This is a genomic window from Phyllobacterium sp. P30BS-XVII (genome assembly GCF_014138335.1).
Lineage (GTDB): Bacteria > Pseudomonadota > Alphaproteobacteria > Rhizobiales > Rhizobiaceae > Phyllobacterium > Phyllobacterium meliloti.
This window is the reverse complement of record NZ_JACGXO010000004.1, coordinates 217,669-236,313: the sequence shown is the minus strand read 5'-3', so window position 1 is coordinate 236,313 and position 18,645 is coordinate 217,669. Positions and strand designations below refer to the sequence as shown.

Here is an 18,645-nt window from a genome sequence, read left to right as displayed (position 1 = left end):
TCATGCCCGCCTCCTCTGCAACCGATGGTCGCCTGTTGCTGACCAATGTCAAAGCGGTTGCCTTTGGCCCGAATACCCCTTCCGGCGCTATCGATATTCTCATTGGTGCAGACGGAAAAATTGCTGAATTTGGCCCCTCGCTAAATGTCGCCGGAGATATCAGGCGCGTTGATATGAAAGGTGCGTGGATTTCGCCCGGCTGGACCGATCTGCATGCCCATGTCTGGCATGGCGGCACTGATATCTCCGTGCGCCCGCAAATCTGCGGTGTGGAACGCGGTGTGACGACAATCGTCGATGCGGGTTCGGCTGGTGAAGCAAATTTCCATGGTTTGCGCGAATACATCATCGAACCGGCGAAGGAACGCATCAAAGCCTTCCTCAATCTCGGCTCTATCGGTCTTGTCGCCTGCAACCGTGTCAGCGAACTCAGCGATATCAGGTCCATCGATCTTGATCGCACCGTTGCATGCGTCAATGAGAACCGCGACCACATTGTCGGCCTGAAAGTACGTGCCAGCCACGTCATAACGGGTTCTTGGGGTGTAACGCCTGTCAAGGTTGGCAAGAAGGTCGCGAAAATCCTGAAGCTTCCGATGATGGTGCATGTGGGTGAACCGCCCGCGCTCTACGACGAGGTACTGGAAATCCTCGGGCCGGGTGACATCATCACCCATTGCTTTAACGGCAAGGTCGGCAGCAGCATTATCGAAGATGATGATCTGTTCGAACTGGCGGAACGCTGTGCCGGCGAAGGCATCCGGCTCGATATCGGCCATGGCGGTGCATCATTCTCATTCCGTGTGGCAGAAGTCGCTATCAGCCGTGGTCTTTTACCATTCTCCATCTCGACGGACATTCACCTGCACAGCCTGAACTATTCCGTCTGGGATCTTGGAACAACCATGTCAAAGCTGCTCAGCGTCGGCATGCCGTTCGAGAAGGTTGTAGAAGCCGTCACGCTTTCGCCAGCATCGGCAATCGGCCTGCCAACAGAAAATCTTCTGGAGGTCGGCAAGCCAGCTGAATTCACGATTTTTGAGCTAGTGGATTCAGACCTCAGCGTTATCGATTCACTCGGCTACAAGGCGACGCTTCACAAACTGTTCGAGCCGCGCATGGTTGTTCTGGGGACAGAGACCATTGCGGCCAGCCGCTATCAACCGGTGAACCCTGAAATGGTCAATCACCGTCATACCTATTCATACCGCTAAGGAGCTCGCGTGAACCATTCATCCAGTCCAGCCATTGAAGCTGGCACATCTCCTTACGACAGGCTGAAAGCGCTGGGTATTGTATTGCCTCCGGCACCGCGTCCGATTGCCAACTTCGTCACCCATATTCAGGAAGGCAATATGCTTTACCTGTCGGGCCAGGGGCCGCGTGAGGATGACGGCTTTATGCACACCGGCAAGGTTGGCGATACCGTCAGCGTTGATGATGCCTACGCCCATGCAAGGCTGACAGGGATCAACCTGCTGGCGGTTCTGCATGCGGCTTTGGGTGATCTTGGCCGGGTCAAGCAGGTGGTCAAACTGCTCGGCATGGTCAATGCCGTGCCCGATTTTGCGGATCACCCGCTTGTCATCAACGGATGTTCCGATCTGCTGATCGATGTGTTCGGCGATGCGGGACAGCACGCCCGCTCGGCTGTGGGCTTTGGCTCACTTCCGGGCAATATCACCGTGGAGATCGAGGCGATCATCGCCTTGAAGGAATAGGATCAGGAATGACTGCGCCAGCCCATCACGGTTTCGATCCGTTCCGCAGATGCCTTGACCTCGGCCGTATAGCGCACGGGGTTATCGGCAATCTTCTGTTCGGGCAGAACGATGGAAATGGTGGCAACGCAGGTGCCCTTGTCGTCGCAAACCGGCGAGGCAACACAGGCGACGGCGTAGTCCGATTCACCAGCCTGAATGGAGATGCGCGATTGCAGCGCGTCTCCGGCAGCTTTCGACAGCGCAGCCGGTTCGATGACGGCACGGCCCGTAGGCGAGGATTTGGCGCAGCGCTTGAAAAGCTCCAGCCGTTCCGCTTCCGGCAGATGACCGACAAGCAAACGGCCCGAAGCGGTCCAGTTCAAGGGAACGCGGGTGCCGACGCGCGAGGTGACGTGGAAATGACCAGGTCCGTCGGCCATGGCCAGAACCATCATATGGTCGCCATCGCGACCGCAAACCTGCACGGTTTCGCCGGAAATGCGGCTGAGATTGTGCATCTCGTGATTGGCCACATCGAGAAAATCCAGCGAGCGGGCATAGGCAAGGCCATAATGGTAGAGCCGCGCGCCGAGCCAGACGGAACCGTCATTGTTGCGCGAGAGAAGGTTTTTTTCGACCAGATCATCAATGATGACGTAAACCGTGGAAAGCGGCGCGCCGATGGCCTTGGCGATCCCATAAACACCAGCCGGGCTACCGGTTTCATACAGATGATCCAGAACCTGCAAGGCGCGATCAATGCCGCTGACACGCGAACGGCGAGCGGCGGCATCAGGTTTTTCAGTTTTCTCAAAATCGCGGGTGGCATCCATGTCTGATGTCTTTGCGTCCACGTTCAGGCTCCTGGCAGGATCGATTGGTCTTCAAACGGTATATTACATTATAGTGGCATATATGCCTGACAAATGGAATGCGTTGCAAGCGGCAACATTTCGAGGAGAACAGCATGACCGACTCTCATAACCCCGACGATATCCGTGAAACGCTCGGGTTGCGACCCGTTATCAACGTCTCCGGAACGATGACATCGTTGGGTGCTTCGATTGTGGTCCCAGAGGCTGTTGCCGCCATGACGGCGATCCTGCCGCAATTTGTCGAGGTGAATGATCTGCAGAAAAGATCGAGCCCTGTGATTGCCCGCCTGACGGGCGGCGAGGCGGGCTTTGTTACCGCGTCCTGTTCCGCTGGCATCAGTCTTGCGGTGGCGGCGGCCATGACCGGCAATAACCTTGCCGCCATTGAACGCCTGCCCGATACGACGGGGTTGAAGGACGAAGTCATTATCCAGATGGGCCATGTGGTCAGTTATGGCGCGCCGGTTGATCAGGGCATCAGGCTTGCCGGTGCCAAGGCGATTCTGGTCGGTCAGGCAACGTCCTGCTACCCCTACCATCTTGATGGGGCGATCAATGAGCGGACGGCGGCGGCTGTCTTTGTTGTCTCGCATCATACGGTTCAGTATGGCCTCGTTGCCCTGAAGAAATTTGCGGAAGTCTGCCACGCACGCGGCGTACCTGTTATCGTTGACGCGGCTTCCGAATATGATCTCAAAATCTTTCTGGAACAGGGCGCGGATATTGCGCTTTATTCCTCGCACAAATTTCTTGGTGGCCCAACAGGCGGTATCGTTGCCGGTGCCAAGGATTTCGTCCGCAACACTTTCCTGCAGAACATGGGCATTGGCCGCGGCATGAAGGTGGGCAAGGAGAGCATTCTCGGAACCATCGCTGCGCTGGAAGCATGGGAAAAACGCGACCATGCGGGTATTCGCGAACGGGAAACCGGCTATCTCAATCTCTGGCAGCAGACGCTTGCGGGCAAGCCGGGTGTGACCACCATTATCGAGGCCGATCCAACAAACAATCCGCTCGACCGCATCCGCGTTATCATCGAGCCACAGGCTGCGCATATCAGTGCGTGGGATCTGGCCGACGCACTGGCGCAGGGATCACGCCCGGTGATCGTGCGCGATCATGAGGTCGAGCACGGTTATTTCTACATGGACCCGTGTAATCTGCACCCCGGTGAAGAAACCATTGTGGCAAGCCGTCTGGTCGAGGAACTCGGCAAGGCGCGCGCGTCAAACGAGATCATCTCGACCCCTGTTGAAAACCGCTACGCCCGCCGTATCGCCGGTCTCATGCGTTGGCCCGATTAACCAGCGCCTCGTCATCTGCCAGCGGAAAGGATTTGTATTCATGGAAAATCGTCAGCCTTCGCATACGGACAATAAGAGCAATCCATTCGCCCCTGTATTGTCCGTCTCCAATCTGACGACATCCTTCCAGTCCGATGGCAAATGGCGGCCTGTCGTGCGTAATGTCTCGTTTGACGTGGCGCCGGGAGAGACGGTGGCTATTGTTGGCGAATCCGGTTCAGGCAAGAGCGTGACATCTCTGTCAATCATGCGGCTTCTGCAAAAGGACAAGAGCCGCATCGAAGGCAAGATCATGCTTGGTGGCAAGGACATTCTTGCCCTTCCTGAAAACCAGATGCGGGCTGTACGTGGCAATGATGTTGCCATGATTTTTCAGGAGCCGATGACCAGCCTCAACCCGTTGTTCACGGTCGGCCAGCAGATCAGCGAAGCCCTGCTTTGTCATTCCTCCATGTCCCGAGCGGACGCGAAAGCTGAAACCATCCGGCTTCTGGAAAAAGTTCGTATTCCCGCAGCGAAATCGCGCTTTGATGAATATCCGCACCGGTTTTCCGGCGGCATGCGCCAGCGCGTGATGATTGCCATGGCACTGGCCAGCAAACCGAAACTTTTGATCGCAGACGAACCCACGACCGCTCTCGATGTGACCATTCAGGGCCAGATTCTCGATCTTATCAAACTGTTGCAGGAAGAGGAGGGAACGTCGGTTCTCTTCATCACCCATGATATGGGCGTGGTCGCTGAAATCGCCGACCGCACTGTCGTCATGTATAATGGCGAAGCGGTGGAAACAGGGAAAACCGAGGACATATTTGCGCGCCCCGAGCATCCCTATACACGCTCGCTTCTCTCGGCCGTTCCCATTCTTGGATCGATGAAAGGACTTAAGCGTCCTTTGCGTTTTCCCGTGGTTGATCGTGCAACCGGCACCTCGGACATTCCCGTTGAGGCAGCGGATACCGTCAAGACCGAAGTCAAACCATTGCTCGAAGTGAAGAACCTCACCACCCGTTTCAATATTCATTCTGGGATGTTCGGGCAATTGGAAGGCCGCGTTCATGCGGTAGAAAACCTTTCCTTTACCTTGCAGCCGGGTGAAACACTGTCACTCGTTGGCGAATCCGGATGCGGGAAGTCAACCACTGGTCGTTCCATCATGCGGCTGGTGCAGCCGCAAAGTGGTGAGGTTCTGCTGAACGGTGAAGATGTTCTAACCATGGAACCGAAGCGGCTGCGCGATATACGCCGCAGCATGCAGATGATCTTTCAGGACCCGTTTGCCAGCCTCAATCCGCGTATCCCGGTTGGTGCTGCGATTGCCGAACCCTATCTTGAACATAGGCTCGGAACGCGGGCGCAGGCGCGGGATCGCGTCGCCGATCTTCTGGAGCGCGTCGGTCTGCATGCCGATATGGCCAGCCGCTACCCGCATGAGTTTTCCGGTGGTCAGAGACAACGCGTATGCATTGCCCGGGCGCTGGCGCTTGATCCCAAGCTGATCGTTGCGGATGAATCGGTCTCGGCGCTGGATGTTTCAATCAAGGCGCAGGTGATCAATCTGCTGCTCGACCTGCAGGCGAGCCTGAACCTCGCCTATCTCTTTATCTCGCACGATATCGCCGTGGTGGAACGGGTCAGCCATCGTATTGCCGTCATGTATCTCGGTGAGATCGTTGAGATTGGTTCACGCGAAGCCATCTTTGAGAACCCGCAGCATCCCTATACGAAAAAGCTGATATCCGCTGTGCCTGTACCTGATCCATCGCGGCGCGGTATCAAGCGGCCTGTCTCCAATGACGAGATCAAAAGCCCGGTGCGCACACCCGATTTCGTTGTGCCTGTGAGGCAATACAATGAAGTCTCAGCCGGACATCTGGTTCAAGTGCAATAGGGATCACGGCAGTTGCCCGCCATGATCCCGTGGCGTTTACTTGGATTTCTTTGATCCGACCAGTTCGTCCCATTTGCGGAACGCGACGACCATCTTGTCTGGTTTCAACGGCAATTCGATGGGGTTGTTGGCGATCAGCCCGGCATATTCTTCCCGGCCAAACTGCTTGATGACATCCTGACTGTGTTGCGGCGCCATCGACAGGGGTACGTTTTTCACTGCAGGACCGGGATAGAGATAACCTTCGTCATAGGAATAAGCCTGCGCCTTTGGCGTGAGCAGGAAGGCCATAAGGTCAAGGACAACTGCTGCCTTGTCATCAGCTATGCCCTTGGGCATGCACATGAAAAAGGCGTCTGAAACCCAATGGAAGCCTTTGAGGGTTCCGATCTTGGCGGTTTCAGGCACAATGCCAAGCGCACGCGGATTGATATCCCAGCCGGTGGTGCTGATGATGATATCACGCGATCCTTCGCCGAATTCCTTCATCGTGGCGCCAGTGCCCGCAGGGTAATAATCAATATACTGGCCAAGATCGGCGAGATAAGCCCATGTCTTGTCCCAGCCATTAACCGGGTCCTGCGGGTCCTTGTCGCCGAGAATATAGGGCAGGCCCATCATGAACGTGCGACCCGGACCGGAATTGGTCGGGCGGGCATACATGAAACGTCCGGGATTTTCCCTGGCGTAGGCAAGCAGCTCTTCCGCGCTGGTCGGCACCTTTTTCACGCGCTCGGGATCATACTCGATCAGGGGACCGGAGGGGTAGTAGTTGACGACGACGCCAAATCCATCTCCTTGCGCCTTATGCAGGGCGAGCGCTGCCGGTTCGTAGTTTTCCTCGATGCCCGGAAATTTGTCGGCAAAATCCGGCAGGATCTTCAGCCACGTCTCATTGGCAAGCCCAGCGGCCAGGCCATCGCTGCCCGTAAGCACAATATCAATATCGACGCGGCCCGCGCTCTGCTGCGCCTTGAGCTTGCCAGCAAGCTCCGTGACCGGCGCTTTGGTGAAGATGATCCGCGATGCCCGCTCCGGATAGGTCTTGGCATATTCTTCGAAGGCTGGCTGCATCAGCGCGAGCGCGCCGCCCACATCCATCACCGTAATGACAACGGGTGCTGCGGGCAGGGCGGGCGACTTTGCCCATGCCGGTATCGCGCCTGCCATTGCGGATGCTGTCATGCCGCCGAGCAGTATCCGGCGGTTTATTCGAAACTGGTCATTTCCCATTTGCATTCCCCTTTATTGTTCTTGGATATTTCAGTTGTAATGCTTGACCTCTGCGCCGATACGGACGCTGCGAACGATCATTGTCTCGGACCATTCAATCTCTGTATGCGGGAGGGTGATGTTGCGGGCGCGTAACACTGGCTCCAGTGCATCCAGCAATCGCGTCGAGGCCATTTCGACCGCCTGTTCGAAGCTTGCTATGCCCCAATGCACGAGATTGCGAACTGCGTCATCCAGACGGAGAGATGACCCGGCGAGGCCAACCGTACCGGGCAAACGGACAGTGCCATCTTCGGTGCGCTCAATGCGCATGCCTGCAAAATCATAAGTACCGGTCAGGACTGCGGCGGCAGCAACGGCGTCAGTCACCAAAGCGCAGCGTTCAAAGCCTTTGGCGCGCATCAGCGATTTCAGCGCTTTGGGCGGAAGATGAATGCCATCGGCGATGAAAGTGGCCAGAAGCCGGTCTTCAGCCAGTTGTGCAAAAAGCGGATTGTTGAGCTTTGCCATTGTCTGTGGCAGGCCGTTGCCGAGATGGGTGGACATGGTTGCACCCGCTGTTGCTGCCGCCTCAACCATGGCGAAATCAGCCGATGAATGGCCAATCGCAACCAGAATATTTTGCGCCGTCATAGCCCTGATAAAGTCGAGACCGCCGGATATTTCAGGTGCGACGGTGACGAGAAGGATCGGTCTTTCGATCTTGCTCTGAAGATGAGCAACCAGCGCCGGGTCCGCTGCCGTCATGGCGCCAGCCGGGTGACACCCGGAAAAACCCTGTGCGGGACTAAGGAACGGACCTTCAAGGTGATATCCCGGACACATTGAAGGCCCGAGTTGGCTTGAATTCACGCACTGATCCAGCGCAGCAAAACGTGCCTCCAGTTCATTAGGATAAGCAGTGATAATCGTTGGCAGGCATGTGGTAACACCTGTCGCCCGCATTGCCTCCAATGCATGATCGAGTGCTCCAGGCGTCAGCTGGGTGGAGTTGAAATCCACGCCGGCAAAACCATTCACCTGAATATCGACAAGACCGCCTGTGATCATGCAAGTCTCGACGCTGAATCTGGATCGAGCAAAAGGATTGTTTGCGAATGGCTCTGGATGATTGAAGCCGGGAAACGCGGATCAACCGGGCCTTCAAGCGCGTCCTTCACGGCCTGTGATTTGCGCTCATCAGGTACAGAAAGGATGATCAAGCGGCTTTTAAGAATTTGCCTGATGCTCATGGAGATTGCCTGTTGCGGCACTGCTTCCAGAGACGGAAACCAGCCTTCACCCATTTGCTGCCTGCGGCAGGCTTCATCCAGCGTCACGACGATATAGGGCTGATCCGTATCGAAATCTGCGGGCGGGTCGTTGAATGCCAGATGACAGTTCTCGCCGATACCGGCGAAGCACACATCAATATCGTGCCCGGCAATGATTTTGCTCAACCGCTGCACCTCTACCTGCGGATCAACCTCGGCATTCACTGGATAAAACGTAACCTTGCCGCCCAAGGGGGCAATAAATCGCTCCTGCAGATATTTGCGAAAACTCGCGGGATGCGTGATGTCCATGCCGACATATTCGTCAAGATGGAATGCAGTGACGAGCGACCAATCAATATTCTCAGCCGCAACGAGGCTTTGCAGCAGCTCGAACTGGCTGGCGCCTGTCGCAACAATGATTGAAGCTTTGCCCTTCTGCTTGATTGCCTGCCGGATCGCGGCCGCTCCCAACTCGGCACCTGTCGCACCGAGTGTGCGTTTGTCCGATAAAATACGCGTATCAACCATGGGCTTTACCAACCTTCTTGCATATGCTTCTCACCGTGCTGGCCATTGTAAGCATAGCTATCCATGGCACTGCAAGGTATTTTAGAATAATATTATTCAAAAATAAGATCGAGGCCGTTCCCCCATGATTTTAACGATAGACGAAACGCACTATGACGACGCCCACCAGCGCGATTGTGCCCGCGTCATTGCTTTGATTTCAGATGGCAACCAGCACTCCCGGCCCGGTATTGCCGAAACGCTCGACATGACTTCGACCACCACATCGAAAGTGGTGAGTGATCTGATTGCGCGCGGCTTGCTGGTGGAAAAAGCCGGTGAAAAAAGCGGGCGGGGGCGGCCCGCGATCCAGATCGGTCTCAACGTCAAACGTTTTGGGGCAACGGTCATTCACGTATCGAGCCGATCACTGCGTGGCACTCTTGTTGATTTTGGCGGGCAGACGCTCGCACGCGAAAGTCTTGATATTCCATCCAGTGTGGACCGCGACCGGATGACAGCCGCAATGCAGGAACTGGTCCAGTTATTGGCAAGCAAATGCCCATTGGGGATGCAGCACATCGGCACATCCGTGTCCGTATCAGGTGTTGTTGATGTGAAAGCCAAGATTTGGCTGCTGACATCACGCTGGCCTGATCTCCGTGATTTTGACATTGCTGCGGCGCTCGCCCCTGTGACACCTGTGGTTCTCGTCTGCCGTCACCTCGATGCGGAACTCAATGCGCGCGTATTGCAGGACCCGGTTTATGGCACGGACAATACATTGCTGCTGCATTGGGGTTGGGGCATTGGTCTGGCCTATAGCGTCAATGGCGATCCGTTCATCCGTGCCGGAGGGCCGTTTGGCGAAATTGGCCATTGGCGCTTTAATCTGCTGGAAGACCGTCCTTGCGGTTGTGGCAATCATGGTTGTTTGGAGACTGCAGCGGCCTTATGGGCCCTGCTGCCACAGATGCGTGAAATCTGGCCGGATCTTTCGGAGGATGAAGAAGTGCTGGCGGGGCAGATGTCCGGCCTGCCATTGCTCGAACTCGCAGATATTCAGACGGGCTTAAAACTGATGGCGCGATCTCTCGCCAATGTTTGCCGCCTGCTTTTTCCAAAACGGGTTATCGTGACCGGTCCTTTCATTGCCAACGCCGATGTTTGGAAAGCGTTTGAGAGCGCCTTTCAGGCGGAAGGGCTGATCGGAACACTCGAACTGCCCGTTCTGGTCGCCGACAAATCGAGCGAGGATTTTGCTATTCTTGGTGCTGTTCGTCCGCTGTTCAATCTGGGGCTTGAGACATTCATCCGATCGTGAGATGACACTGCCTGCGAATATCCGAATACGCACAATCGCCACGGCCCGTTGCCGGAAGAACCAAGCAGGACACCATACGGATCATGACACAGCAATTCATTGATCACCTTACGACCGAGCTGAAGGGCTTGAAGGAATCGGGGCTTTACAAGTCCGAGCGCGTCATCACCTCCAAGCAGGCGGGGCAAATTCAGGTTTCCAGTGGTGCGAAGGTTCTGAATTTCTGTGCCAACAATTATCTTGGCCTTGCCAACAATGAAGAACTGGCAGAGGCCGGAAAGGCAGCGCTCGACCGTTATGGTTATGGCATGGCTTCGGTTCGTTTCATCTGCGGCACACAGGAAGAGCACAAGCAGCTTGAGTCGCGTATCTCCAGCTTTCTCGGTCTTGAAGACACAATACTCTATTCCAGCTGTTTCGATGCCAATGGCGGTCTGTTTGAAACGCTGCTGGGCGAAGAAGATGCGATCATTTCCGATGCGCTCAACCATGCCTCCATTATTGATGGTGTCCGCCTGTCAAAGGCGAAGCGTTTCCGCTACGCCAATAATGATATGGCGGCACTCGAAGAAGAATTGAAGAAAGCCGAAGGCAGCCGGTTCAAGCTCATTGCCACGGATGGCGTATTCTCCATGGATGGTATTATCGCCAATCTTCAGGGCGTTTGCGATCTCGCTGAAAAATACGGCGCGATGGTCATGGTCGATGACAGCCATGCGGTTGGCTTCGTCGGTAAGAATGGCCGTGGTTCGGCTGAATATTGCGGTGTGGAAGGCCGGGTCGATATCATCACGGGCACGCTGGGCAAGGCTCTGGGCGGCGCTTCTGGTGGTTATACGTCGGGTAAGGCAGAGGTGGTGGATTGGCTGCGTCAGCGCTCGCGTCCCTATCTCTTCTCCAATACGCTTGCACCGGTTATTGCTGCCGCATCACTGAAAGTATTCGATCTGATCGATCAGGGTGCCGAGCTGCGCGGGCGTCTCAGCGCCAACGCCGCACATTTCCGCAAGGATATGACCAAGCTTGGCTTTACGCTTGCCGGTGCTGATCATCCGATCATTCCCGTGATGCTTGGCGATGCATCGCTGGCACAGGAAATGGCATCGCGCATGCTTGATAAAGGCGTCTATGTTGTCGGCTTTGCCTTCCCGGTCGTGCCAAAAGGTCAGGCGCGTATCCGCACGCAAATGTCTGCTGCCCATACAACTGAAGATGTCGCCCGCGCTATAGACGTCTTTGCGGAAGTCGGGCGTGATCTCGGCATCATCAAATAGGAAAAAACCATGTCGAATATGATGAAGGCACTGGTAAAGGCAAAAGCCGAACCTGGCATCTGGATGGAACACGTTCCTGTGCCGGAGCCGGGTCCCAATGACGTGCTGATCCGCGTGAAGAAATCCGCGATCTGCGGTACGGACGTTCACATCTACAATTGGGATCAGTGGGCGCAGGCGACGATACCCGTTCCCATGGTTGTCGGGCATGAATTTTGTGGTGAGATTGCCGATATTGGCTCAGCCGTTACGAAATACAAGGTTGGACAGCGGGTTTCCGGTGAAGGCCATATTGTCTGTGGTACGTGCCGCAATTGCCGGGCGGGCAGGGGGCATCTTTGCCGCAACACGCTTGGTGTTGGTGTACACCGGCCGGGTTCATTCGGCGAATATGTCTGTATTCCCGAATACAATGTTGTGCCTATTCCGGATGATATTTCCGACGAGATCGCCGCGATTTTCGATCCGTTTGGCAATGCTGTCCATACCGCGCTGAGTTTTGATCTGGTTGGCGAGGATGTTCTTGTCACCGGTGCTGGACCTATCGGCATCATGGGCGCGCTGGTTGCCAAGCGCTCCGGGGCGCGCAAGGTTGTTATAACCGATATCAATCCCGTTCGTCTTGCACTCGCCAAGAAGCTTGGTATCGACTACGTCGTTGATGCCTCATCGCAGAACCTGACGGATGTGATGCGCCAGATCGGCATGACGGAAGGTTTTGATGTGGGGCTCGAGATGTCCGGTGCTGCTCCGGCGTTCCGCGATATGATCGACAAGATGAACAATGGTGGCAAGATTGCCATCCTTGGTATCGCACCGACCGGCTTTGAGATTGACTGGAACAAGGTCATCTTCAAGATGCTCAATCTGAAGGGTATCTACGGACGTGAGATGTTCGAAACCTGGTACAAGATGATTGCTTTTGTGCAAGGTGGGCTCGATCTCAGCGAGATCATTACCCACCGCCTGCCGATTGATGATTTTCAGTCCGGGTTCGATGCCATGCGCTCGGGAAATTCAGGCAAGGTTGTCCTGAGCTGGCACTGAAATAAGCGCCGTGTTTCGCAATGACGCCATTTCATGGCGCCATGATCGGCGCAACAATGCGCCGATCTATGTAGTTCATGGTGCATCCGGAGGTTTTTGCCCATGACCAAGATGCTCGTGACCGTTCATAGCCTTGAAGAGACGGAGATTGTCCTTCAATGCGGCGCTGACGTGATTGATGTGCCGATATCTGATCCGGAGGCATTGCGACTCTATGCAGATGCGATTGGAGACAGGGCTCTCCTGTGTACAACACTGGCATGGGCAGCGCTCACATCGCATGCGGCCGAACTGCGGGCACTTGATATCGATTTTATCAAGCTTCCCATAGACGTTTCGGCACCTCCCGGCTCACTGCCTGATTTTGGCAAAACCAAGTGGATCGCCGTTGTTCATGCGGATATCACTGATGATCTGCCCGATGTTTCAGGGCTGGTGGCGCAGGGTTTCCATGCTGTTATGCTCGACACTGGCAATGGATCGCGACTGCTCAACCATCTGTCTCTTTCAAGCATCGACGCCTTTGTGCGCCAGTCCCATGCACTTTCAATGCCGGTTGGCGTGGCCGGTGCGCTGGAAACGCCTGACATTCCGAGGTTATTGAGTTTTCAACTCGATATACTGGGTTTTCGCGAAGCGCTTCTTGACCCGGCGAACTCAGGCGCAATCAGTGCGCAAACAGCAATCAGAATACGCGAACTCATTCCGGAAGAACGCCAGACCAGTCTTGCTCCCGGTGTTGATTATCAGCTGCTGGCGGCGCGGGGCTATTTTCCCGATCCGGCGGAAGAAGGACTTGGCACCGACAAGATTTTTGTCCGCGATTTCGTATTGCCCGTTCATATCGGTGCTTACAGTTTCGAGCATGGCATCGCTCAGAAGGTGCGGTTCGATGTGACTGCCGAAGTCTTGCGGGTGACACGCAATCCTGAAGATATGCGCCACATCGTTTCCTACGATCTTATCATGGATGGTATTCGTACGATTGTTGCGCGCGGGCATATTGAGCTATCGGAAACGCTCGCGGAGCGCGTGGCAGCGTTCATTCTGGAAAATCCGCGTGTGATGCGTGTGATCGTTCGCGCTGAAAAGCTTGAACTTGGACCCGGCGGTGTTGGCGTAGAGATCGAGCGAAAACGCGAGGCACAGATCGCTCCCGTCAAACCCGCATTGCCAACGGTGCCCGCATCGCAGCGTCGCCGCGATCATCAATAGACTGCCTCAGCCAGCCGCTGCCAGTGTTTCCGCAGCGGTTGGGTGGCCTGATACTGCCCGTTGGATGGCTTCTCTGGTTGCCTGATAATTATAGTCGTGGATCTTGGCATCATCCCGTGCTTGCCAATGGATGAAAACGCCAACGCAGATGAAAAGATTGTCTGCCTCGTTCTGCGGAATGATGCCGTCCGCGACGGAATCACGAACTGCCTTGGCAATGCCGGATTGCGCTGGGCCGAATAGCTGGACGGCCTGTCCCGCGCCCCGGATCGTCACCTTATTATACATCACGGTGTTGGGCTTGCAGGGCAGATTCGGAGCGATCACCGCCAGAACAGAAGTGAAACCGTCCTTGTTGTTGGTGAGAGCATTGCAAAAAGCAGTTTCCACCGCACTGCCACGCGGGCCGATCAACAGGTCGATATGGGCAACTTCGTTGCCTTCGCCAACAAGAGATTCTCCAACCATGACCCTGTTAATGATTTGCATGCCGATTCCTCCATCTTGCGCAGCTATAGCCCAAGATGGAGAGATCAGGGAAGAAATGTATCAGGTGGTTTTGGTGGTCAGAGCGTGAGGTTGAGTGTCTTTAGCCGTTCAGCGACGTCGCGCTTGCGATCGGGATGAATAGCCAGAATGTTCGCGACACGTCCAGCCGGGAAAGCCGTGTCGATAGCCTGAGGCGTTGGTAATTGCCGCACCGAATCTTCCAGCACTTCCCAGACCTCGTAACCCCAGCCTGCCAACCGGTCAAAAATCCTGCCGGGGGTGGTCTTGGAGAGCGTGGCAAGCACTTCCCGGTTGACCTCGACAAGCATTGTCGGGTTCGATGCCGGAATGGTTTTGACAGCGCCAGCGAAAAACAGGCCTTCTGCACCTTCAATATCGATCTTGATGGAATCAGGCTTCAAACCTTTTGCCATTGCATCCAGTGTTTCCACTTTCGTGCTGCGCTCGGATTTTGTGTTTCCGGAACCAGCGATAAGACTGGTCGCTCCAGCATTCACCGTATGCTCGGCGGTGTTCAGTTCCATGGTTCCCGGTGCATCGGCAAGTGCCAGTTTGTGTACCGTGACGATTTTCGAAAGTTTGTTTTCGACGATTGACTTGCTGAACAGATTCCAGAGATGCGGCAAGGGCTCAAATGAAACGATCTTGCCGGAGAAATTGGGTTTGGTCGCAACGGAGAGCGAATAGTATCCGACATTGCCGCCCACATCGAAAAACACGCCCTTGTCGGGTGTTACAGCCTTGATGATGTCGATATCAAATTTTTCGTACTGGCCATTAAAGATGCCAAACGTCATGTGATACTGGCGCAAATCCAGATAAATCTTGAAGTTGTCCTTTGTTTCGTAGAGCACCTCAATGCTCTTGCGAACGAAGTTATTAAAAATAACCTCTGCATGTCTTTGATGGAACTCCGTAGAAGACAGGAATCTCCTTCGATGTTCGCCAAACGGAATATCCGAGATATTAAGCAGGTTCTCGGATATTATTTTTTGTTCTTCAGGGTTTGCTTCACGTCCAAGGATAAATTTGTAGCAATTTAAAATATCATTGTAACTCGTCATGACGCCTTCACATTCATTGGAATTCATCTGCTACATCAAGTGAAACTCAGTCTGTTACCGTGAAGTTTGCACGGCACCCGCTAACAATTCATCCAATACTTTAAAATGTCCATTCCAATCTTGTGATGTATGGCGCGATTTGTTGCGATATTCACTGGTATGGGCATCAACCGCAGCGCGCCAGCCAAGGCCATCGCTGGGATCAAGCAGTATCGCTTGATCGCCTGTAATTTCCCTGTGGGACGGGATGTCGGATGCGATGACCGGTGTACCGGTTGCCATGGCTTCTGCGACAGGCATGCCATACCCTTCGACAAAGGAAGGTGCCAGCAGGGCAGCGGCTCCCGCCATCAGATCGGCCAATGCAGCGTCCCCGAGGTCTGATACTTCAATCACCATATTGCGCAGTTGCGGGCATCGATCCAATGTCGCGAATACCTGTGCATTTTCCCATCCGCGTTTGCCCGCAATCACCAGACGCGGCGCGTCTGCTCCATCCCGTTCGACGAGCCAGCGCCACAATTGCAGCAGCAGGATGTGATTCTTGCGCGGTTCGATCGTGCCGACAATGACAAAATAGGGATTTCTTGTGCGCGGTGTTGCTGTTCGACTCGCGTGGCGAAAGCTATTTTCGATACCCGGCGGGAGAATGGCAATGGGCGGCGCAGTGCGTCCGCGTTCTTCGGCAAATGAACGCAGTGAGCGGGCGGTTGTCTGGGAATTACAAAGCACCAGACCCGCATGACGCAAGACGGTATCCATCCTTCGGAGGTGCCGTTGCGGTTCTCTTGCCCGGACGAATTCCGGATGGGTAACAGGAATAAGGTCGTGGACGTAAAAGACACCGCTTTGCCGCTTCGCGTCGAGCCAGGAAAAGGCTGCAGGTCTATCGAGATTTGTATGTGAGACATGCACAAAAGGTGCATTCCGTTCCATCGGGCCTGCCGGAAGAAATGTTCGCAAGGCCTTACCCGCTGCAAGGCTCCACTGCTTTACCTTGGTCGGTTGCGCGGTATTGGAAGCGCCTTTGATATCACACCAGGATATGCGCCCATCAATGGCCGCATAAATCTTTTCAAGCTCCGTCGATTGCTTCGGGCTCAACGCCGTTCCTGACCACCGCGCGCTGAGATCGGTGATAAGCCCTGTTGCGCGGCCCTGATTGATCGCTATTGGTTTGTTGCGCCCCATTTCGACAAAGAAGGAACTGCGAGCCTTGGCCCAATGGGCATATTGCAGCTCAAAGCGATCGATACCCGTTGGTGTCGAGTAATGTGATCGACCAATTAGCCGGGAAATGTCCATTGAAATTGCGTTCATCATGCCCACCCCATCCGGTGCAATGACCGGCGTACAAGACTGCGTTTTTTGTTTCGTGCTGCGTGAATTTCGTCGATGACGTCTTCGACCTCGCAGGGCAGTCCGGTTTCGCCGGACAGATAATGCGGGTAGACAATGAGTACCCCCGCAATCAGCTCATCGAGCGAAAGCGTACGGCGCGGGCGAAGCGGGGTTACACCGTCATGGGTCAGGCCCCAGCCCGCATAGAACGGCAATCCGTAACACCAGACCTGACGTCTCCGGATCAAGGCTTCAAAGCCCAGCTGTGATGTCGCCACATGCACTTCATCGCTGGCGTCGAGAAGGCGATCAACGGCCACGTCGCCGACAACCAGATCGGCAGTTTCGCCAAGAACCGTTGCATCGGAGAGCCCCTTGCGCTTCCCGGCAAGGAGATCCGGGTGTTCCTTGTAGACAAGGAAGGCATCCGGGCGTCGTTTTCTGACGATTTTTAGCAGTTCGATATTTGAAACGCCGTTGGTAAGACCGAACCGTAACGAGGCGTCATCGGGCACTTGTCCTGCGACCGTAATGATAGGGCGGCCTGCCGCCAGCGCATGATAGTCGGGTGATATCATGGACCGCAGATTGTATTTGGTGATCCCATGCTCGATAATCCGTTGGCGCAGACGTGCGGCTCTCTCCAGCAATGACTGATCAAACTGCGCTGCCCGGAGTAATTTCTCCAATCCGCTCTGGCGGGTTGCATCGTAATAGACGGCCTCCCGGTCGATACACATCGATGAGGCGGGTGTCAGCGCCGAGCCAAGGCCGGCTGATCTGATAAAGCCGTCTTCCATGCGAAGAACTGGTATCGCAGCCGATAGCTTTTCTTCCGATGCAAGCAGGGTCGCATTTTGGCCCCAGCGCACAAGGTAATCAGCCTTTTCTAACTGTTTCTTATCAGGATTGCTGCCGCAAAAGGTAACGCTCGACCAAGGTCCTGCGAGCATGTGGCGAACGGTGGATCGCTTATGACGTGAGAAACCTGCGCAGAGATAATTGCCCTGCCGCTCAAGCGCGTGGCGACGCCAAGCCACAAGCCGGTCCACGGCTTTTTCGGCGGTTGTTGGCCGTTTCGTCACCGGGTCCACATAGAGCGGGTATTGCAGCAACGTTGCCGCAACAAATGCATCAAGGCTGATTTTGCGCGTGCGACGATGCAATGCTCTGGTTGCAATCTCTCCTTCGGCCCAATCACGGGTGAGACCCCAGCCAGCGTAGAAGGGCACGCCAAACGTCGTCACGGGCACAGAGCGCAATATCGCATCGAAGCCGAACTGACTTGAAACCGTCCAGACTTCGTCCACCACATCAAGCAGCGCATGCGGTGAAACGCTCTCATTAATAAAGTGGACATTCGGTTGACCGGCAAGGTGGCTGAGATAGCCTCTGGCGTAGCCTGCAACACTATCCGGATGGCTTTTGACGAGGACGCTTGTACCGGGCACGGCACGAGCCTCGTTCCACATGCGCAGAAAGGCGTGTTCGTCAGCACCAGCGCCCGGCACCGAGTAATCGCCCGCAACCTGATCAATGAGCAGGATGCGTCTGCCACGGCTTGCAGGCAGGGAAATCTTGTAATCCAGCAGGTGATTGTATTTTGTAAGCCGGTGTTCGATGATCAGTGCGTGCAGATTGCGTGCCCGCTCCAGATCTGGTTTCTCTGCGCCGCACTGTAGTAATTCTTCCAGACGTGACGGCTTTGCTGCATCGAAATAGACGCCGAGATCGTCGGCGACCATGGAGACCGGCGGTGCGCCCGCTTTGCCGAGGCCGACGGAACGGAGAAAGCCATCTTCCAACGACCAGTAGGGAATATTGCGCATGGAAGCCAATCGCTGGGCCATGCGTGCGAGAGGCTTTACACCCCAGCCCACAACACCGTCGGCCCGATTCCACATTAGCTCTGCCGATTTGATAGCAACCGCATCAAGGGCTGGTCCGATGAGGGGAAAACGAAGCCGTGTCGGCAGAAATGCCAGAAGTTCTGAACCTTGCGGCGGCAACCAGCCGGTCTGTTTTGCTTTCTCGGCTAAAACACCGTCAAGATTGATTTGAACTGTCTCGGGAAGCGGGAACGTTCTTGCAAAATTCATGG

The 18,645-nt window shown here is 55.2% G+C and carries 16 protein-coding genes; 8 read left to right on the top strand and 8 right to left on the bottom strand.

Going from position 1 to position 18,645, the window contains the following annotated elements:
• The first annotated feature begins 2 nt into the window (after positions 1-2).
• A complete protein-coding gene (locus FHW17_RS13340) occupies positions 3-1,214 on the top strand; it encodes an amidohydrolase/deacetylase family metallohydrolase (protein WP_182510082.1) in 1,212 nt (403 codons plus the stop codon).
• A gap of 9 nt (positions 1,215-1,223) precedes the next feature.
• Complete coding sequence (locus tag FHW17_RS13335; protein WP_182510081.1) at positions 1,224-1,721, top strand: RidA family protein; 498 nt, start codon at positions 1,224-1,226, stop codon at positions 1,719-1,721.
• A 2-nt stretch (positions 1,722-1,723) separates the two neighbouring features.
• Here the strand turns inward: FHW17_RS13335 and FHW17_RS13330 are convergent, their stop codons facing one another.
• Positions 1,724-2,536, bottom strand: coding sequence for an IclR family transcriptional regulator (locus tag FHW17_RS13330; protein WP_182510196.1), 813 nt, complete (start codon positions 2,534-2,536; stop codon positions 1,724-1,726).
• A 134-nt stretch (positions 2,537-2,670) separates the two neighbouring features.
• Here FHW17_RS13330 and FHW17_RS13325 point away from each other — a divergent pair, with 134 nt between their 5' ends.
• Positions 2,671-3,882, top strand: coding sequence for an aminotransferase class V-fold PLP-dependent enzyme (locus tag FHW17_RS13325; protein ID WP_182510080.1), 1,212 nt, complete (start codon positions 2,671-2,673; stop codon positions 3,880-3,882).
• Between the two features lie 40 nt (positions 3,883-3,922).
• The gene (locus tag FHW17_RS13320; RefSeq protein ID WP_112526070.1) at positions 3,923-5,773 is read left to right on the top strand and encodes an ABC transporter ATP-binding protein; all 1,851 of its coding nucleotides are present in this window, start codon (positions 3,923-3,925) and stop codon (positions 5,771-5,773) included.
• Positions 5,774-5,809: 36 nt separating this feature from the next.
• Here the strand turns inward: FHW17_RS13320 and FHW17_RS13315 are convergent, their stop codons facing one another.
• Genes FHW17_RS13315 through FHW17_RS13305 form a run of 3 tightly spaced genes read right to left on the bottom strand, consistent with a single transcriptional unit; the run spans position 5,810 to position 8,790 of the window.
• On the bottom strand, positions 5,810-7,006 hold the full coding sequence (locus FHW17_RS13315) for an extracellular solute-binding protein (RefSeq protein WP_112526072.1): 1,197 nt from the start codon (positions 7,004-7,006) through the stop codon (positions 5,810-5,812).
• 30 nt (positions 7,007-7,036) lie between these two features.
• Positions 7,037-8,056 (bottom strand): N-acetylglucosamine-6-phosphate deacetylase, encoded by a 1,020-nt coding sequence (locus FHW17_RS13310; RefSeq protein WP_182510079.1) that lies wholly within the window; start codon positions 8,054-8,056, stop codon positions 7,037-7,039.
• On the bottom strand, positions 8,053-8,790 hold the full coding sequence (locus FHW17_RS13305) for a glucosamine-6-phosphate deaminase (RefSeq protein ID WP_112526076.1): 738 nt from the start codon (positions 8,788-8,790) through the stop codon (positions 8,053-8,055). Before FHW17_RS13305 ends, FHW17_RS13310 begins: the two co-directional genes overlap by 4 nt.
• A 124-nt stretch (positions 8,791-8,914) precedes the next feature.
• Here FHW17_RS13305 and FHW17_RS13300 point away from each other — a divergent pair, with 124 nt between their 5' ends.
• The 4 genes from FHW17_RS13300 (at position 8,915) to FHW17_RS13285 (ending at position 13,629) form a co-directional block, all read left to right on the top strand.
• Complete coding sequence (locus FHW17_RS13300) at positions 8,915-10,093, top strand: ROK family transcriptional regulator (protein ID WP_112526078.1); 1,179 nt, start codon at positions 8,915-8,917, stop codon at positions 10,091-10,093.
• 83 nt (positions 10,094-10,176) lie between these two features.
• Entirely contained in the window at positions 10,177-11,367 is a 1,191-nt protein-coding gene (locus FHW17_RS13295) for a glycine C-acetyltransferase (RefSeq protein WP_112526080.1), read from the top strand.
• Positions 11,368-11,376: 9 nt separating this feature from the next.
• Positions 11,377-12,414 carry an L-threonine 3-dehydrogenase gene (tdh, locus tag FHW17_RS13290; protein ID WP_112526082.1) on the top strand — a complete coding sequence of 346 codons (1,038 nt, stop codon included), beginning with the start codon at positions 11,377-11,379 and terminating at the stop codon, positions 12,412-12,414.
• 102 nt (positions 12,415-12,516) lie between these two features.
• Positions 12,517-13,629, top strand: coding sequence for a (5-formylfuran-3-yl)methyl phosphate synthase (locus FHW17_RS13285; protein WP_112526084.1), 1,113 nt, complete (start codon positions 12,517-12,519; stop codon positions 13,627-13,629).
• 6 nt (positions 13,630-13,635) lie between these two features.
• On the opposite strand, the gene fae is transcribed toward FHW17_RS13285, so the two are convergent.
• The 4 genes from fae to FHW17_RS13265 all read right to left on the bottom strand — a co-directional run bounded on the left by fae (position 13,636) and on the right by FHW17_RS13265 (position 18,643).
• Positions 13,636-14,118 carry a formaldehyde-activating enzyme gene (gene fae / locus FHW17_RS13280; RefSeq protein WP_112526086.1) on the bottom strand — a complete coding sequence of 161 codons (483 nt, stop codon included), beginning with the start codon at positions 14,116-14,118 and terminating at the stop codon, positions 13,636-13,638.
• A gap of 77 nt (positions 14,119-14,195) precedes the next feature.
• Positions 14,196-14,993, bottom strand: coding sequence for an FkbM family methyltransferase (locus FHW17_RS13275; RefSeq protein ID WP_348643736.1), 798 nt, complete (start codon positions 14,991-14,993; stop codon positions 14,196-14,198).
• A 264-nt stretch (positions 14,994-15,257) separates the two neighbouring features.
• Positions 15,258-16,526, bottom strand: coding sequence for a glycosyltransferase family 1 protein (locus tag FHW17_RS13270; protein WP_112526088.1), 1,269 nt, complete (start codon positions 16,524-16,526; stop codon positions 15,258-15,260).
• The gene (locus FHW17_RS13265; RefSeq protein WP_182510078.1) at positions 16,523-18,643 is read right to left on the bottom strand and encodes a capsular polysaccharide biosynthesis protein; all 2,121 of its coding nucleotides are present in this window, start codon (positions 18,641-18,643) and stop codon (positions 16,523-16,525) included. The genes FHW17_RS13270 and FHW17_RS13265 overlap by 4 nt, the downstream gene beginning before the upstream one ends.
• Positions 18,644-18,645 lie beyond the last annotated feature (2 nt).